The organism is Streptomyces radiopugnans (assembly GCF_900110735.1).
Lineage (GTDB): Bacteria > Actinomycetota > Actinomycetes > Streptomycetales > Streptomycetaceae > Streptomyces > Streptomyces radiopugnans.
The window spans coordinates 484,449-498,560 of the sequence record NZ_FOET01000003.1; the positions used below are offsets into that span (position 1 = coordinate 484,449).

Sequence of the window (14,112 nt, forward strand, 5' to 3'; positions counted from 1 at the left end):
CGGTGTTCCGGCCCGGCACGGCACGGCCGGCACGGCCGGCGCGGTCAGCGGGTGGGGGCTTCGGCCGAGAGGTCGCGCAGGGTGCGGTAGGCGGTGCGGATGAAGGTGCCGCGCAGGGTGGGGGAGCTGTTGGTCACCGCCGCCAGGCCGGTGCGGGCGGCCGGGCAGAAGCCGGCGAAGGACGTGAAGCCGCGGGTGCCGCCGGAGTGGAACAGCAGCTCGAAGGCGCCGCCGTCGCGGGCGGTGTGGGTGCGCGCCTTCCAGGCCAGGCACATCCGGTCGCCGCCGGGCGCGGTCGCCCGCGGGCGGGTGACGTCGTGGAGGGCGGTGCGCAGGGCCTCCCCGGCCTCCGGCGGCGGGGAGAGCAGGACCTCCAGGTAGCGCCGGAGGTCGCGGGCGCTGGAGCGCAGCGCGCCCGCGCCCGGCAGGCCCGGGATGCGCCAGGGCGGGCGGGGGCGGCCGTGCCAGTGGCCGGTGGCCTGGGGCAGCCCGGGGTCGCAGGTGCTGTCCGTCAGCCCCAGCGGCGTGAGGACCCGGGTGGCGAGCACCTCGCCGTACGGGGCGCCGGCCGCGTCCGACAGCAGCCGGCCCAGCAGCCCGACCCCGAAGTTGGAGTAGCGCACCCGCTCCCCGGGCGGTCGGCGCACCCGGGTCTGGGAGAGGGCGTGCAGCAGGTGTTCGGGGGTGAAGTCCTCGTAGGGGTTGGTGTAGAAGCGGGGCGCGGCCCGCAGCAGCAGCCCCGGCGGCAGCACGGGCAGCCCGGCGGTGTGCGAGGCCAGATGGGCGAGGGTGATCCGATCGCCGTACCCCTCGGGCACGGCGGCCGCGGGGAGGCGGTCGGCGATCGGGTCGTCGTGGCCCGCCTCGCCCCGCGCCACCGCCTCGGCCAGCAGCAGGGCGGTGAACGTCTTGGTCACCGAGCCGAGTTCGAAGCGGGTGGCGGCGGACGCGCCCCGGCACAGCAGCCTGGACTCGCCCGCCCGTACCGCCACGACCGCCACCGCGGGGCCGGGTGCGGCGGCGGCGACCGTCTCCAGGGGGAGGGAGAGCGCGGACTCGGGCTGTGCGGTGGGGGTGGTGCCGTCGGCGGAGGATTCGGTGCCGGCTTCGGTCTCCGGTCCGGCGCCGGCGCCGGGAGCGGTCTCGACGTCGGTTCCGGTCTCGGAGCCGGGGTCCCGTTCGGGCCCCGGGCGGGGGGCCGTGGCGGAGCTCACCGGGCTCACCGCTCCGCGGCGCGGGAGAGCGCCAGGGTGCCGGCGACGGCCGCGACGACGGTGGGGTGGTGGTGGTCCCGGAAGCGCTGTGCGGCGTCCCCCTCGACCTCCTTGCCGTCCCGCGGCATCAGCCCGTCCTCGTGCTGCACCGAGGCCAGCTCCTCCCACAGGACGGGGTCGGCGTAGGGCTCGCGCAGGCAGCTTCCGACGATCAGCAGCTCGGTGACGAGGTCCCACTCCTGGACCTCGCGCCACACGTCCAGCCACACCGGCAGCCACAGCTGGAGGTACTCCTCCAGGTGCGGCGGCAGGTCGCCGGGGCGGGCCCCCCAGTCGGTGATGTGGAAGACGGTGTGCGTCACGCAGTACGCCGTCATCCAGTCGATCACCCACGGCTCAGGGGTGTTGCCGAGCCAGGTGGCGTCGGTGAGCCGCTTCCAGTCGGTCTCGCGCGCCAGGCCCGTCAGGCGTGCGGCGTTGGCGACGGCGAGGCGGCGGTTGGGCACCTGCTCGACGGCGTCCATCGTGACCAGGCCGCCGAGGTGGTCCAGCAGCGCCTCCAGACGCCGGTGGCGGTAGCCGGCGCGGACGAAGTGCGCGTACAGCTCCAGCGGGTCGACCATCATCATGTAGCGCAACTGACGCTCGTAGAGCATGTCGCCGCCGCGCAGCTCCCACCAGGCGAAGTCGAGCAGTTCGCGGGCGGTGCGCTCCTCCTGCGCGGAGGCCAGTCCCTCGCGCAGCACCAGGGAGGCGGCCAGGGCCGTCTCGCCCAGCGGCTTGTAGATGCTGTCGGGGTCGGCCATGTCCGAGGTGGTGCCGGGCGGCAGGGTGCCCAGCTCGCAGTGGCGGCGCAGCCAGCCGAGTGCGCGGGTGGCCACCCGGTGCGCCGACCGCCCCACGGGGACGGGGGCCGCGGCGGTCGTACGGGGTGTGCTCATGCGGTCGGCCCTCCCGGCCTCTGCGGCTGCGAACGGTCCAGCAGGCCGCGGGCGACGGCGGTGTCCAGCGCGGTGCGCCCGCCGCCCCCGCAGTGCAGTTCGAGGTGCCGCACCACGGCGGCCGTGTCGAGGTCCGGGTGCGCGCCGCGGTGCAGTGCGCAGGCGAGCCAGCGCGCCAGCCGGGCCGCGGTCGGGTAGTCGCGGCGCAGCATCGCGCGGGCCGTGCCCCGGCTCAGATCGCGCAGCCGGCTCAGGGCGGTCTCGTGGACGGGGCCGTCGACGTTCGGCAGGGCGAGCGGGGAGAGCTGCGCCATGCTCAGGGACAGGTCGCGCCAGGAGAGACCGGGGGAGGCCGGGGAATCGGTGCCGCCGGTGCCGCCCGGGGGTGACGGTTCGCGTACGCCCAGGGTGTCCTCGGGGGTGTCGGTGAAGGTGCTGTCGGGGGAGCCACCGCCGTACCGCGCGAGGAGCCGCACGGTCGTCCAGTCGCGCCACGCGGCCTCGGGCGCGGCGTCCGGAGCGGGCGGAAAGATTCGGAGGGACTCGGCCACCGCCCGGGCGTCGCCGGGCCCGAAGGGCACTCCGGCCAGCAGCGCGGGGGCGAACACGTCGGGTCCCAGGACCCGTACGGCCGCCAGAGCGACCTTGGGGTCGGGGGCTTCGTCCACCTGGGAGGCCACCACCGCCGGATCCACCGCCGGATCCCCGGTGCCCCGCAGGGCACCGAGGACACGGTCGGCCAGACCCTCCACCGCCGCGGCGTAGTCCGTGCGCGATGGGGTGCCCGGATTCGGCATCAGTGACCTACCTCTCTGATTCGGTATGTCATGTTATGCCGACCCTGTTCGCTTCTGTCGCATCATGCCGCTTCCTGTCGCATCCCGCTGTGGAGAGCGGTCGCGTCACTTCTCCCGCGGCTCCCTGGGGGAGAGCAGGAGCGCGAGCAGCAGCAGGCCGATCGCCTCCGGCGCCCACACGGGCGCGTCGCTGACCGGGGCCTCGCGCGTCGTCATCAGGTCGGCGACCATGTCGCGCTCGGCCGGAGCGGCGGGGGCAAGGGTGGTTCCCGTGGTGTGGGTGAGCATCTGGGTCCTCCTCGGTGGGATGCCAGGTGGGTGTCACCGCCCGGTGTGGGCGGCCTCACAGACGACGTTACGAACACACCGATGGATGTGCATATGCGCTTTTGGTCGGTCTTGCGATCTCCGGTGTTCCGTGCATGGGGCGGGGAGGGGGCGGCCGACCTCGGAAGACGGGGCGGGGTGCGTCGGCGGCCCCGGTCGCGAGGGCCCGGAAGACCGGTCGCGCATTCACCCGTATGGGGGTCGGGTGAGGTGCGGTGAGGCATGCGGTCCGCGTGCGGCGTCCGGTCCGGGCGCCCTCCCGCGCCCGCGCACCGGACGGGCGCGCGGACAGGAGCCCGGGCAGGAGCCGGGGCCGGCGCGAATTCACCGGACGTCCGGCGGATCGTCACGGAAGCGACTTGTCGTCGGCATCCGGGCTTTTTCGGACGTACGCCCCCCGTTTCCCGCCCCGTGGGCCGGCGGGCGGCGGACCGGGGAGGGGACGCAAGGGTTTTCCCCGTATCGGGGCCGGTCGGGGCGTTCCTATGGTCGGCGGCACCGGAGTTCCGGGCGGAACCGACGTCATGCCCCACCCCGCCCGGGACACCGGTGCAACCCCCGCACCAGGCACCCCCACTGCCCGGCCTGTCCGGGCAGCTTCGAAAGGACCCCCCGTGAAGGCCCCAAGGCGAAGACTGATATCCGTGCTGGCGGCGACCGCCACCCTCATGACCGGAGCCGCCACCGCGTCCGTCGCCACCGCGGCGCCCCAGGCCGGTGAGACCGCCCCCGAGGCCGGAGAGCAGCGGACCGGACTTCCCGAGGCGCCCGCGGACGGCATCATCGTCGCCTACCACAACCGCACCGAGACCGAGGCGGCCAACGCCTCCGCGAGCGCGGCCGAGTCCGACTCCGCGGCCAGGGCCGAGGCCACCGCCAAGGGGAAGAAGACCGGGCAGAAGCTGAAGTTCGAGCGCCGCCTGGCCACGGGCGCGGCCCTGTACGAGGTGGAGGGCAAGACCTCCCGGGCCGAGATCGACGAGATCGTCGAGGCCTTCGAGAGCGACCCGGACGTCGCCTACGCCGAGCCCAACACCCGCGTGTACGCGATGGCGACGCCCAACGACACGAACTACAGCAGCCAGTGGGACCTCTTCGAGTCCACCGCCGGCATGCGCGTGCCCGGCGCCTGGGACCGCTCCACGGGCCAGGGCACGGTCGTCGCCGTCCTGGACACCGGCTACGTCGCCCACTCCGACCTCGCCGCCAACATCGTCTCCGGCTACGACTTCGTCTCCGACGCCACCAACGCGCGGGACGGCAACGGCCGCGACAGCAACCCCGCCGACGAGGGCGACTGGTTCAACGCCGGTGAGTGCGGCGTCAGTTACGACAGCCCCTCCTCCTGGCACGGCACCCACGTCGCGGGCACCATCGCCGCGGCGACGAACAACGGCAAGGGCATCGCGGGCGTCGCGTACAACGCGAAGATCCAGCCCGTCCGCGTGCTCGCCAAGTGCGGCGGCACCACCGCCGACATCGCCGACGCCATCACCTGGGCCTCCGGCGGCACCGTCTACGGCGTCCCGGCCAACCCCACCCCGGCCGACGTCATCAACATGAGCCTGGGCGGCGGCGGCACCTGCTCCAGCACCTACCAGAACGCGATCAACGGCGCCGTCGGCCGCGGCACCACGGTCGTCGTCGCGGCGGGCAACAGCAACGCCAACGCCGCCAACTTCACCCCGGCGAGCTGCAACAACGTCGTCACCGTCGCCTCCAGCGACCGCGAGGGCAACCGGGCCTCCTACTCCAACTACGGCTCGGTCGTCGACATCGCCGCCCCCGGCGGTGAGACCGCGACCCGGACCAACGGCATCCTCTCCACGGTGGACTCCGGCTCCACCCGGCCCGCCGGCGAGACCTACGCCTACTACCAGGGCACCAGCATGGCCGCCCCGCACATCGCCGGCCTGGCCGCGCTGGTGAAGTCGGCCGACTCCTCGCTGAGCCCGGCCCAGATCGAGCAGCTGATCAAGTCCAACTCCCGCACCCTGCCCGGCACGTGCAGCGGCGGCTGCGGCGCCGGCCTGGCCGACGCGGCCGCGACCGTCGCGGCCGCCGGCGGCGACAGCGGTGGCGGCGGCGAGCAGCCCCCGGCCGGCGACACCTACACCAACGGCACCAACGTCGCCATCCCGGACAGCAACACCACCGGCGTCACCTCCCCGATCGCGGTGAGCGGCCGCAGCGGCAACGCGCCGGCCGACCTGCAGGTAGCCGTCGACATCAAGCACACCTACCGCGGCGACCTGGTCGTCGAACTGGTCGCCCCCGACGGCCGCTACGCCACCCTCAAGCAGTCCTCCGCCTCCGACAGCGCCGACAACGTGATCGCCACGTACACCGTCGACGCCTCCTCGGTGCTCGCCAACGGCACTTGGAAGCTGCGGGTCAAGGACGTCTACTCCGGGGACACCGGCTACATCGACTCCTGGAGCCTGACCTTCTGAGCGAACCGAACGTGACCGTCCGGGCCGGAACCACCCGGCCCGGACGGACAGCGGACCGGGGCCCGTCCTCCTGACGGGGCGGGCTCCCGGGGGCCCCCGCCCCCCACCGGGGACCCCCACCGGTCCGGACCGGCACCGAGACGGTCCGGACCGGCCGGAGAACCAGGGCCTGCCGGCGCTGCACCCGCCGGCAGGCCCTGACGGCTTCCGGTGCGGAATCCCCGCGCCCGCCGGGGCCTCCACCGGGGACCCCGCCGAGAACTCCGCCGGGAGCCCCGCCCGGACCTCCGCCGAAACCTCCGTCGAAATTCCGTCGAACGTCCACGCCGAAGACCATCGACCGGTAGCCCATGTCCTCCGTATCCTCGCGGAGCACGGGCATGAACACGACCGGAGGCGGTTTATGGGGCTGGAGCGGGAGACCCCCCGTCCGGCGCTGGTCGGGCGCGGCGATCTGCTGGACCACCTGGAGAAGACGCTGCGCGACCACGGCAGGGCCGCCCTCACCGGCCCGCCGGGCATCGGCAAGACGGCCCTGGTCGCCGCCGTGGTCAGGCCGGAGGAACGCCGGGCGCGGGGGGAGACCGTCCTGTGGCTGGCACCGGAGGAGGAGGACCGGGACATCCCCGGCGCCGGCGCGGCCGGACTGCTGGACGACGTGCCCGAGGCGGCCGTACGGGAGCTGCCCCGGCCGCAGCGCACCGCCGTCGCCGTGGCCCGCCGAGAGACGGAGGCGCCCGCCGCCGGGCAGGACCGCGTCGCCCTGCGGCTGGCCGTGGCCCAGGTGCTGCGCCTCCTGGCCGCCGAGGGGCCCGTGCTGCTCGTGGTGGACAACGCCCAGTGGCTGGACCCCGAAAGCTCCGCCCTGCTCCGCTTCGCCCTGCACAAGGCACCGCCGGCCGTACGGGCCCTGGTGGCCGAACGGCAGCACACCAGCCCGCTGCACGCGGAGAACCTCTTCGGCCACATCGGCCCCCGCGTCGTCCCCGTACCGCCGCTCGGCGCCGACCACGTCGCCGCGCTGCTGGCCGACCACGAACTCCCCGCCCGCCTGGCCGGCCGCATCCACCGGGCCAGCGGCGGCAACCCCAGGCTCGCCCTGGCCATCGGCCGCTCCCTGGCGGGCACCCGCACCTTCGTCCACCACGCCGACGAACTGCCGCTGGGCGGCGAGGCGCGGGCCGCCGCCCGCCACATGCTGGCCGAGGTGCCTGCCGGGGCGCACCCCACCCTGCTGCTCGCCGCGCTGGCCACCGGGCCGACCACGACCGTGCTGCGCAGGGCGGGACGGGCCTCGGCCGAGGCGGACCTCGCGGCCGCCGAACGGGCGGGACTGGTCACCGTGGGCGAGAACGGCGCGGTCGCCTTCACCGCCGGAGTGGTGCCCGCGACCCTGGCGGCCGAGGCGGACTGGGCCGAGCGGGCCGCCTGCCACACCGCCCTGGCCCGGGCCGTGGGCGACCCCGTACAGGCCGTACGCCACCGGGCCCTGGCCGCCGACCCCCGCGGCGCGGGCGCGGAACTGGCCGCGGAGCTCGACCGGGCCGTGGAGTCCTGCCGCCGCCGCGGGGACCACGCCCTGGCCGCCGAACTCGGTCTGCTCGCCGCCGAACGCACCCCCGCCGGGCGCTCCGAGGAGGAGGTGGCGCGGCTGCTGGGGGCCGCCGCCGACGCGGCCCGCGCCGCCCGGCCCGACCTGTCCAAACGGGCCGCCGACGCCATCCTCGCCCGCGACGTGCCGCCCGCCGCCCGGCTGAGGGCCCGGCTCGCCATCCTGGACACCGCCTTCCAGGGCCTCACCGACCTGGACGAGACCTTCTCCCACGCCCTGGCCGACGCCGGCGACGACCCGTCGATGCGCGCGGCCGTGCTGGTCCGGCTGGTGTGGAAGCAGCAACTGGCCGACGGCGACAGCGCCGCGGCACGCGCCACCGCCGAGGAGGCGTACCGCCTGGCCCTGGCCGCCGGGGACCGGGAGACCGCCGTACTGGCGGCCACGGCCCGCGCCCGCACCAGCCGCGCCCTGGGGGAGCCCGAGGCCGCGGCGCACACCGAGGAGGCGCTCACCGTGTGGCGGGAGGGGCTCCCGCCCGCGCTGCGCAACGGGCCGCGGCTGCTCGCGCTCCGCCACGCCCTGTTCGACGACCGGCTCACCGAGGCGCGCGAGGGGCTGCTCGCCCTGCTGCCCGAGCTCGAACGGCTCGGGAGCACCGAGGACCTGGTGGCGGCGCTGCGCTCCCTGGCCGAGGCCGAGGCCCGCCAGGGGCAGTGCGCGGCGGCACTCGCCCACGCCCGGCGCGCGGTGTCCATCGCGCTGGAGGCCGGGTTCTCCCCGGGCCCCCTGTGGTACAGCGCGGCACTGGCCGAGACCGCGGGCGGCAGCTTCCGGCGGGCCGCGGACTACGCCCGCCGCAGCCTGCGCGCCTCCCTGGAGGAGGGCGACCAGGTCTTCCTGCACTGCTCCCTGTACGCGCTCGGGCGCGTCCAGCTGGCCATGGGCGAGACGGCCCTGGCCCTGGAGACGCTCGACCGCATCCGCGACCTGCCGATCACCGCCCTGACCACCGACCCGTCCGTCCTGCGCTGGCACGAGGAACTGGCCGAGGCGTACGTGGCCGGCGGGGAGCCGGAGAAGGCCGCCGCCCTGCTGGCGGACACCGTCCCGGTGGCGCGGCGGCTGGGGCGCACCACCGTGCTGACGGCGCTGGACCGGGTCCGCGGCCAGTACCTGGCGGCCACCGGCGACCCGGACGCGGGGGCGGAGCTGCTGCGGGAGACCGCCGACCGCTTCACCGGGCACGGGCTGCCCATCGAGGCGGGACGCACCCTGCTGGCGCTGGCGCGCATCGAGCGCCGCCGCAGGCGCCGGGCGTCGGCGCAGGCCGTACTGCGCGAGGCGGCCGGGGTGTTCGACCGCGTCGGGGCCCGGCCCTGGGCGCGGCTGGCCGGCGGCGCCCCGCCGCGCGGCGGGGCCGACCCGTTCCCCGGCGGGTCCGCCGAGCCCGCCGAGCGGCTCACCGAGGCGGAGCGGCGGCTCGCCCTGATCGTCGGGCAGGGGGCGAGCAACCAGGAGGCGGCGGCCAGGCTCTTCCTCAGCGTCAAGACCGTCGAGGCCCGGCTGACCCGCATCTACCGCAAGCTCGGTGTCCGCGGCCGGGCGCAGCTCGCCGTGGCGGTGCGCGACGAGTGACCCGGGCCGGCCCGGTCCGTACGAGCCGGTCTCAAGCGGTGCTGAAGCCGGGCGCGGCAGCGTGGTGGCGATCGCGCCACCGGCCTTCGGCGGCGCAGGCCGTCATCGAAGGGAGTCGCCGTGTCTCAGGCGGTCCAGGCAACCAGGAGCAAGGTCACCGGGGACCTCTACGCGGAGGTGCAGACGTTCTACGCGCGGCAGATGCGCCGCGTCGACGCCCTGGACATCGAGGGTTTCGCGGACACCTTCACCGACGACGGCGTGGTGGTGCACGCCAACGGCGAGCGGGCGCAGGGCCGGGAGCGGATGGTCGCGGGGATGCGGGCGAACCTGCCGCGCTACCGGGACATCGCCGTCCGGCACTGGTTCGACCACCTGCTGATCGAGACCGACCCCGAGGACGAGGACACCCTGCGGGTGTCGTACTACACGCTCGTCACCCAGACCGACCGCGAGGGGAAGGTCTCCTTCCAGCCGACCTTCACCGTCGACGACGTGCTGGTGCGGCGCGACGGCGAGCTGTTCACGCGGTCGCGGGTCATCCACCGCGACACCCCCGTGGAGCTCCCCGCCTCCTGAGGTGCCTCCCGCGGCGCGGCGCCCCGCGCCGGGCCGCGCACGGCACCACGGCGGTGGCCCCCCGGTGGGATCCGGGGGGCCACCGCCGTGGTGCCGTGCGGCAACCGTGGCGCCGCGCGTACCGCCTGTGCGTCGCTCCGTTCCGAGGTTCCGAAGGGCCCGTCAGTCGATGCCCCGCCAGATGTGCGGCTCGGATGCGTCCTCCTCCTCTCCGGCCAGCAGGGGAACGGGGGTGTCCCGGAAGTCGGGTTCCAGGGGCTCACGCTCCGGCGCATCGGTGATCATCGTCATCTCCTCCCCGCCGGATCCGGCACGCCGCCTCAGGCGTGGCAGTCCGGCAGTCCTCCGTGGTACGCGACCATCTCCCCGAAGGGACCGGCCACGTCCATCCGCGTTCCGGGCGGCAGCCCCTCCAGCTCCGCGCGGGCCCGGTGCAGGTTCCCGACCAGGCGCTCGGGGTCGAGCAGGCCGGCGAAGCCGCCCAGGTCCGCGCGGCGCGCCGCCTCCAGCGGCGGGAGCCCGTCGCGCACGGACTCCCGCGCGATCCGCAGCAGCCACCGCAGATACGCCTCGGTGGCGTCCAGCAGCTCCGGACCGCCCACCGGCCCGTGGCCGGGGACCACGACGCGCGGGGCGAGGGCCCGCATCCGCTCCAGCGCCCGCAGCGAGCCGGTCACGGAGCCCATCAGCACGAACGGCGTCACCCCCGACCAGACCAGGTCGCCGGTGAACAGCACGCCGCGTTCGGGCACCCACGCCACCGTGTCGTCGGCGGTGTGCGCGGGGCCCAGGTGCAGCAGTTCCACGCGCAGGCCCCCGGCGCGGAGGGTGAGCCCGTCGCGGAAGGTCAGGGTCGGCAGGGTCAGCGGGATCTCGCCCCACTCCACGTCCGGCCACAGCCCGCACAGCCCCAGCCCCGCCTCGGCGCTGTCGGTGCGGGTGCCCTCGTGCGCGACGACCACCGCCCGCGGCGTGAACTGGCTGTTGCCGAAGGTGTGGTCGCCGTGGAAGTGGGTGTTGACGACGATGCCCGGCCCGTCCGGGGCGACCCGCTCCACCTCCCGGCGCAGCAGCCGGGCGCGGGACTCGGTGGCCGCGGTGTCGATCAGGACGGGCGGCCCCTCGCCGCCGGGCCGGCCCGTCACCAGGCCCGCGTTGTTCAGGCACCAGCCGCCCGGCGGCTGGACGAAGGCGTGGACGCCGTCGGCGACCTCCTCCAGGAAGGGCGCGCCGACGGCCGGTGAGGCGGCGTTCGGGGAGGCGGCGGGGGCGAGGGTGCCGGCGCCGAGGGCGCCGGTGCCGGTGGACAGGGTCATGCGGTCTCCCGTGCGGTCGTGGGCCGGCGGACGCCTCAGGCGAGCGCCGCGTACCGGCCGTGGTGGAACAGCAGCGGACGGCGGTCCGGTGTCGAGCGGTGCATGGCGACGACCCGGCCCAGGAACACCACGTGGTCGCCGCCCGCGTGCTCCGCGTACAGCCGGCACTCGAAGAAGGCGGCGGCGGAGGGCAGCACCGCGTTCCCGGTGGCGCCCTCCACGGCGTCCAGCAGCCGCATGGCGGACTCCCCCGACGGGCGGTCGGGGCGGGCGAACAGGGCCGACAGGTCCCGCTGGGTCTCGTCCAGCACGTTCACCGCGAAGCTCCCGGCCTCCGACACCCGCCGGACCATCCGGCTGTCCGACTTGAGGCAGACCAGCAGGAGCAGGGGGTCGAGGGACACGGAGGTCAGGCTGTTGACGGTGACGACGGACGCCCCGGCGCCGCTTCCCCGGGAGAGCAGCGCCACCCCGGTCGGGAAGCACCCCATGGCCGACCGGAAGGCCGCGATGTCCGACTCGGGGGTCAGTGTGGTGCTGTCAGGCCTCATGGTTGCGGCTCCAAGGTCTCGGTGCGCCTGCCGGGTCAGTAGTTGCCGAGGCCGCCGCAGACGTTGAGCGCCTGGGCGGTGATGGACGCCGCGGTGTCGGAGACCAGGTAGCCGACCAGGCCGGCGACCTCCTCCGGGGTGGAGTAGCGGCCGAGCGGGATCTTCGCCTCGAACTTCTCCAGCACCTCCTCCTCCGTCACGCCCCAGTGGCCCGCGTAGCCCTGGCGCACCCGCTGGGCCATGGGGGTCTCGACGTACCCGGGGCAGACGGCGTTCACGGTGATGCCGCTCTTGGCCAGTTCCTTGCCGACGGCCTTGGTGAAGCCGACGACCCCGTGCTTGGAGGCGGAGTACGGCGCGGCGAGCTCGACGCCCTGCTTGCCGCCGGTGGAGGCGATGTTGACGATCCGTCCCCAGCCGCCCTCCCGCATCCGGCCGTTCGCCAGCACCTCGCGGGTGACGCGGAAGGTGCCGTTGAGGTTGGTGTCGATCACGTCCAGCCAGAGGTCGTCGGACATCTCGGCCGTGACCCCGCCGCCGCCCCGGCCGGCGTTGTTGACCAGGACGTCCACGCGCCCGTACTCGCGCACCGCCGCGGCCACGGCGTCGCGCACCTGCTCGGTCGAGGAGACGTCGCACACCGCGCCCGAGACCTCCGCGCCCTCCGCACGGAGCCGCTTGACCATGGCCTTCACGCTCTCCCCGGAGCGCGCCACGCCGAACACCGCCATGCCCTGCCGGGCCAGCAGCTCGGTCACGGCGAGGCCGATACCGCTGGTGGCACCGGTGACGAAGGCGACCCGCCGTCCTGCGTCTGTCATCGTGCTCTCCCGTTTCCGTGAGGTGGCTTGGGTGACGACGACCGTGACTCCTGCGCCTTGCGCGGATCTCGATTCCCCCTCGAACCGGCCGGTGCGGCCCCGGGCGCGCGCCGGCCGGTTCTTCGAGCCGGGCTCGACACCCCGTCGAGCCCGGACCGCGACGGTGGTGCGCGTCCGATGTGCGCAAGACACGCAGCGAGGAGGCCCCACATGGCCGATCAGCCCGAGCAGTCAGTCCCGGACGTACGGAAGTCGGTGACGGTGGCGGCCACGCCCGAGCACTGCTTCAAGGTCTTCACCGAGCGGCCCGAGGACTGGTGGCCGCCCACGCACGTCCTGCTGAAGAACGAGCGCGTCGGACTCGCCTTCGAGCCGGGCGAGGGCGGGCGCTACTACGAGTGGGACGCGGAGGGCAACGAGATCGACTGGGGGCGCGTCCTCACCTGGGAGCCTCCCCGCGGCCTCTCGATGACCTGGCGGATCGACGGCCGCTGGCAGTCCATCCCCGACGACGAGCGCGCCAGCGAGATCGAGGTGACGATCACCCCCGTCGACGCGGCCACGACCAGGGTCGAACTGGCCCATGTGAAGCTGCACAAGCACGGCCCCGACGCGCAGGCGATCCACCGCGCGCTGGACGGCCCCAGCCCGGGCGAGACGCTCGAGCTGTTCGCGAAGGCCGTCCAGCGGTGACCGCCGGGACCGGGATCCGCCCCGCCGCCGGTGTGGCGGCGGGAGCGGAGGAACTGCGCGAACTCGCGGCCGGGCACGCGGCCGCGGCCGACGGCAGCGGCGCGCTCGCCCCCGAGGTCGTCGGCGCGGTGCGCTCGCACGGGTTCGCCCGGCACTTCGTACCCGCCGCGTGGGGCGGTGCCGAGGGGACGTTCGGCGAGCTGACCGGGGCTGTCCTCACGATCGCCCGGGGCTGCCCGGCCACCGCCTGGATCGCCTCGCTCACCGCCCACTCGGCGCGGCTCGCGGCCCACCTCCCGCAGGAGGGACAGCGCGAGCTCTGGGGCGGCGGACCCGACACCGTCGTCGCCGCCGGCCTGCCCCCGGCGGGCCGGGCCGTCCCCGCGGACGGCGGATGGCGGCTGAGCGGAAGCTGGGGCTACGTCAGCGGCGTCGAGCACGCCGACTGGGTCCTGCTGTGCGCGATGGCACCCGCTGCCGGAGGGCCCGCCGCCGGAGCGCCCGCCGGGGGCCCGCCCGCGATGCGCTTCTTCGCGGTGCGCAGGCAGGCGTGCACCGTCCACCCCACCTGGGACAGCATCGGTATGCGCGCCACCGGCAGCCACACCGTGGTGGTCGAGGACGTCCTGGTGCCCGAGCACCTGTCCTTCGACCGCATGGAGGTGCTCTCCGGGCGCAACGCGCACTCCGCCGGCGCCGTCCACAACGTCCCGCTGCCGGCCGCCGCGGGGCTGGCCTTCGCCGCCCCGGCGGCGGGCGCCGCGGCCGGGGCGCTGGACGCCTTCGCCGCCACGCTGACGGGGCGGCGGCGCACGCAGACGGCCGAGACGAAGCTGGTCCGCGCCTCCGGCCGGATCGACGCCGCCCGGCTCCTGATCGAGCGGAACGCCGCCACCGCCGACGGCGGCGTGTTCACCCGGGAACTCCTGGCCCACAGCGAGCGGAACGCCGCCACCGCCGCCGAACTCCTCACCGAGGCCGTGGACCTGCTGGTCCACGGAGCCGGGACCGGCGGCCTGGCGCCGGCGCAGCCCCTCCAGCGCTTCTGGCGGGACGTCACCGTGGCGGCCAGCCATGTGGCACTGCAGTACGACACCTCGGCACGCGGCAGCTACGCGACGGCGCTGCTCGGCCCGGCGCAGGGGTAGCGGCGGGCGTCCGCCGGTACGGCCGGAGGGGGCCGGGGTCCGTTCGGACCCCGGCCCCCTCCGCGTTCCACTCCGGCGGTCG

General features: G+C 75.4%; 13 protein-coding genes. 5 read left to right on the top strand and 8 right to left on the bottom strand.

Annotated features, from left to right (window positions below; all coding sequences use genetic code 11):
• Positions 1-44: 44 nt before the first annotated feature.
• The 4 genes from BMY40_RS09685 to BMY40_RS09700 all read right to left on the bottom strand — a co-directional run bounded on the left by BMY40_RS09685 (position 45) and on the right by BMY40_RS09700 (position 3,240).
• Positions 45-1,214, bottom strand: a complete 1,170-nt coding sequence (locus tag BMY40_RS09685; protein WP_245769967.1) for a serine hydrolase domain-containing protein — start codon at positions 1,212-1,214, stop codon at positions 45-47.
• A 5-nt stretch (positions 1,215-1,219) separates the two neighbouring features.
• Entirely contained in the window at positions 1,220-2,155 is a 936-nt protein-coding gene (locus tag BMY40_RS09690) for a DUF6895 family protein (protein ID WP_093657559.1), read from the bottom strand.
• The gene (locus tag BMY40_RS09695) at positions 2,152-2,952 is read right to left on the bottom strand and encodes a hypothetical protein (RefSeq protein ID WP_093657561.1); all 801 of its coding nucleotides are present in this window, start codon (positions 2,950-2,952) and stop codon (positions 2,152-2,154) included. Before BMY40_RS09695 ends, BMY40_RS09690 begins: the two co-directional genes overlap by 4 nt.
• A gap of 105 nt (positions 2,953-3,057) precedes the next feature.
• Positions 3,058-3,240 carry a hypothetical protein gene (locus BMY40_RS09700; RefSeq protein ID WP_093657563.1) on the bottom strand — a complete coding sequence of 61 codons (183 nt, stop codon included), beginning with the start codon at positions 3,238-3,240 and terminating at the stop codon, positions 3,058-3,060.
• Positions 3,241-3,947: 707 nt separating this feature from the next.
• Here BMY40_RS09700 and BMY40_RS09705 point away from each other — a divergent pair.
• The 3 genes from BMY40_RS09705 (at position 3,948) to BMY40_RS09715 (ending at position 9,501) form a co-directional block, all read left to right on the top strand.
• Complete coding sequence (locus BMY40_RS09705) at positions 3,948-5,732, top strand: S8 family peptidase (RefSeq protein ID WP_177213951.1); 1,785 nt, start codon at positions 3,948-3,950, stop codon at positions 5,730-5,732.
• 403 nt (positions 5,733-6,135) lie between these two features.
• Positions 6,136-8,922, top strand: coding sequence for a helix-turn-helix transcriptional regulator (locus BMY40_RS28935; RefSeq protein WP_093657565.1), 2,787 nt, complete (start codon positions 6,136-6,138; stop codon positions 8,920-8,922).
• A gap of 120 nt (positions 8,923-9,042) precedes the next feature.
• Complete coding sequence (locus tag BMY40_RS09715) at positions 9,043-9,501, top strand: nuclear transport factor 2 family protein (protein ID WP_093657567.1); 459 nt, start codon at positions 9,043-9,045, stop codon at positions 9,499-9,501.
• Between the two features lie 162 nt (positions 9,502-9,663).
• Here the strand turns inward: BMY40_RS09715 and BMY40_RS27485 are convergent, their stop codons facing one another.
• The 4 genes from BMY40_RS27485 to BMY40_RS09730 are packed head-to-tail and all read right to left on the bottom strand — an operon-like array spanning position 9,664 to position 12,189.
• Positions 9,664-9,786 (bottom strand): surface protein, encoded by a 123-nt coding sequence (locus tag BMY40_RS27485; protein ID WP_107436752.1) that lies wholly within the window; start codon positions 9,784-9,786, stop codon positions 9,664-9,666.
• A 35-nt stretch (positions 9,787-9,821) separates the two neighbouring features.
• Entirely contained in the window at positions 9,822-10,817 is a 996-nt protein-coding gene (locus BMY40_RS09720) for an MBL fold metallo-hydrolase (protein ID WP_093657569.1), read from the bottom strand.
• 35 nt (positions 10,818-10,852) lie between these two features.
• Positions 10,853-11,368, bottom strand: a complete 516-nt coding sequence (locus tag BMY40_RS09725) for a flavin reductase family protein (protein ID WP_093657571.1) — start codon at positions 11,366-11,368, stop codon at positions 10,853-10,855.
• 35 nt (positions 11,369-11,403) lie between these two features.
• Positions 11,404-12,189, bottom strand: coding sequence for an SDR family NAD(P)-dependent oxidoreductase (locus BMY40_RS09730; RefSeq protein ID WP_093657573.1), 786 nt, complete (start codon positions 12,187-12,189; stop codon positions 11,404-11,406).
• 210 nt (positions 12,190-12,399) lie between these two features.
• Between BMY40_RS09730 and BMY40_RS09735 the strand changes: the two genes are divergently transcribed.
• Together BMY40_RS09735 and BMY40_RS09740 are read left to right on the top strand one after the other, a co-directional pair.
• Entirely contained in the window at positions 12,400-12,882 is a 483-nt protein-coding gene (locus BMY40_RS09735; RefSeq protein WP_093657575.1) for an SRPBCC family protein, read from the top strand.
• Positions 12,879-14,030, top strand: coding sequence for an acyl-CoA dehydrogenase family protein (locus BMY40_RS09740; protein WP_245769968.1), 1,152 nt, complete (start codon positions 12,879-12,881; stop codon positions 14,028-14,030). Before BMY40_RS09735 ends, BMY40_RS09740 begins: the two co-directional genes overlap by 4 nt.
• Positions 14,031-14,112: the final 82 nt, after the last annotated feature.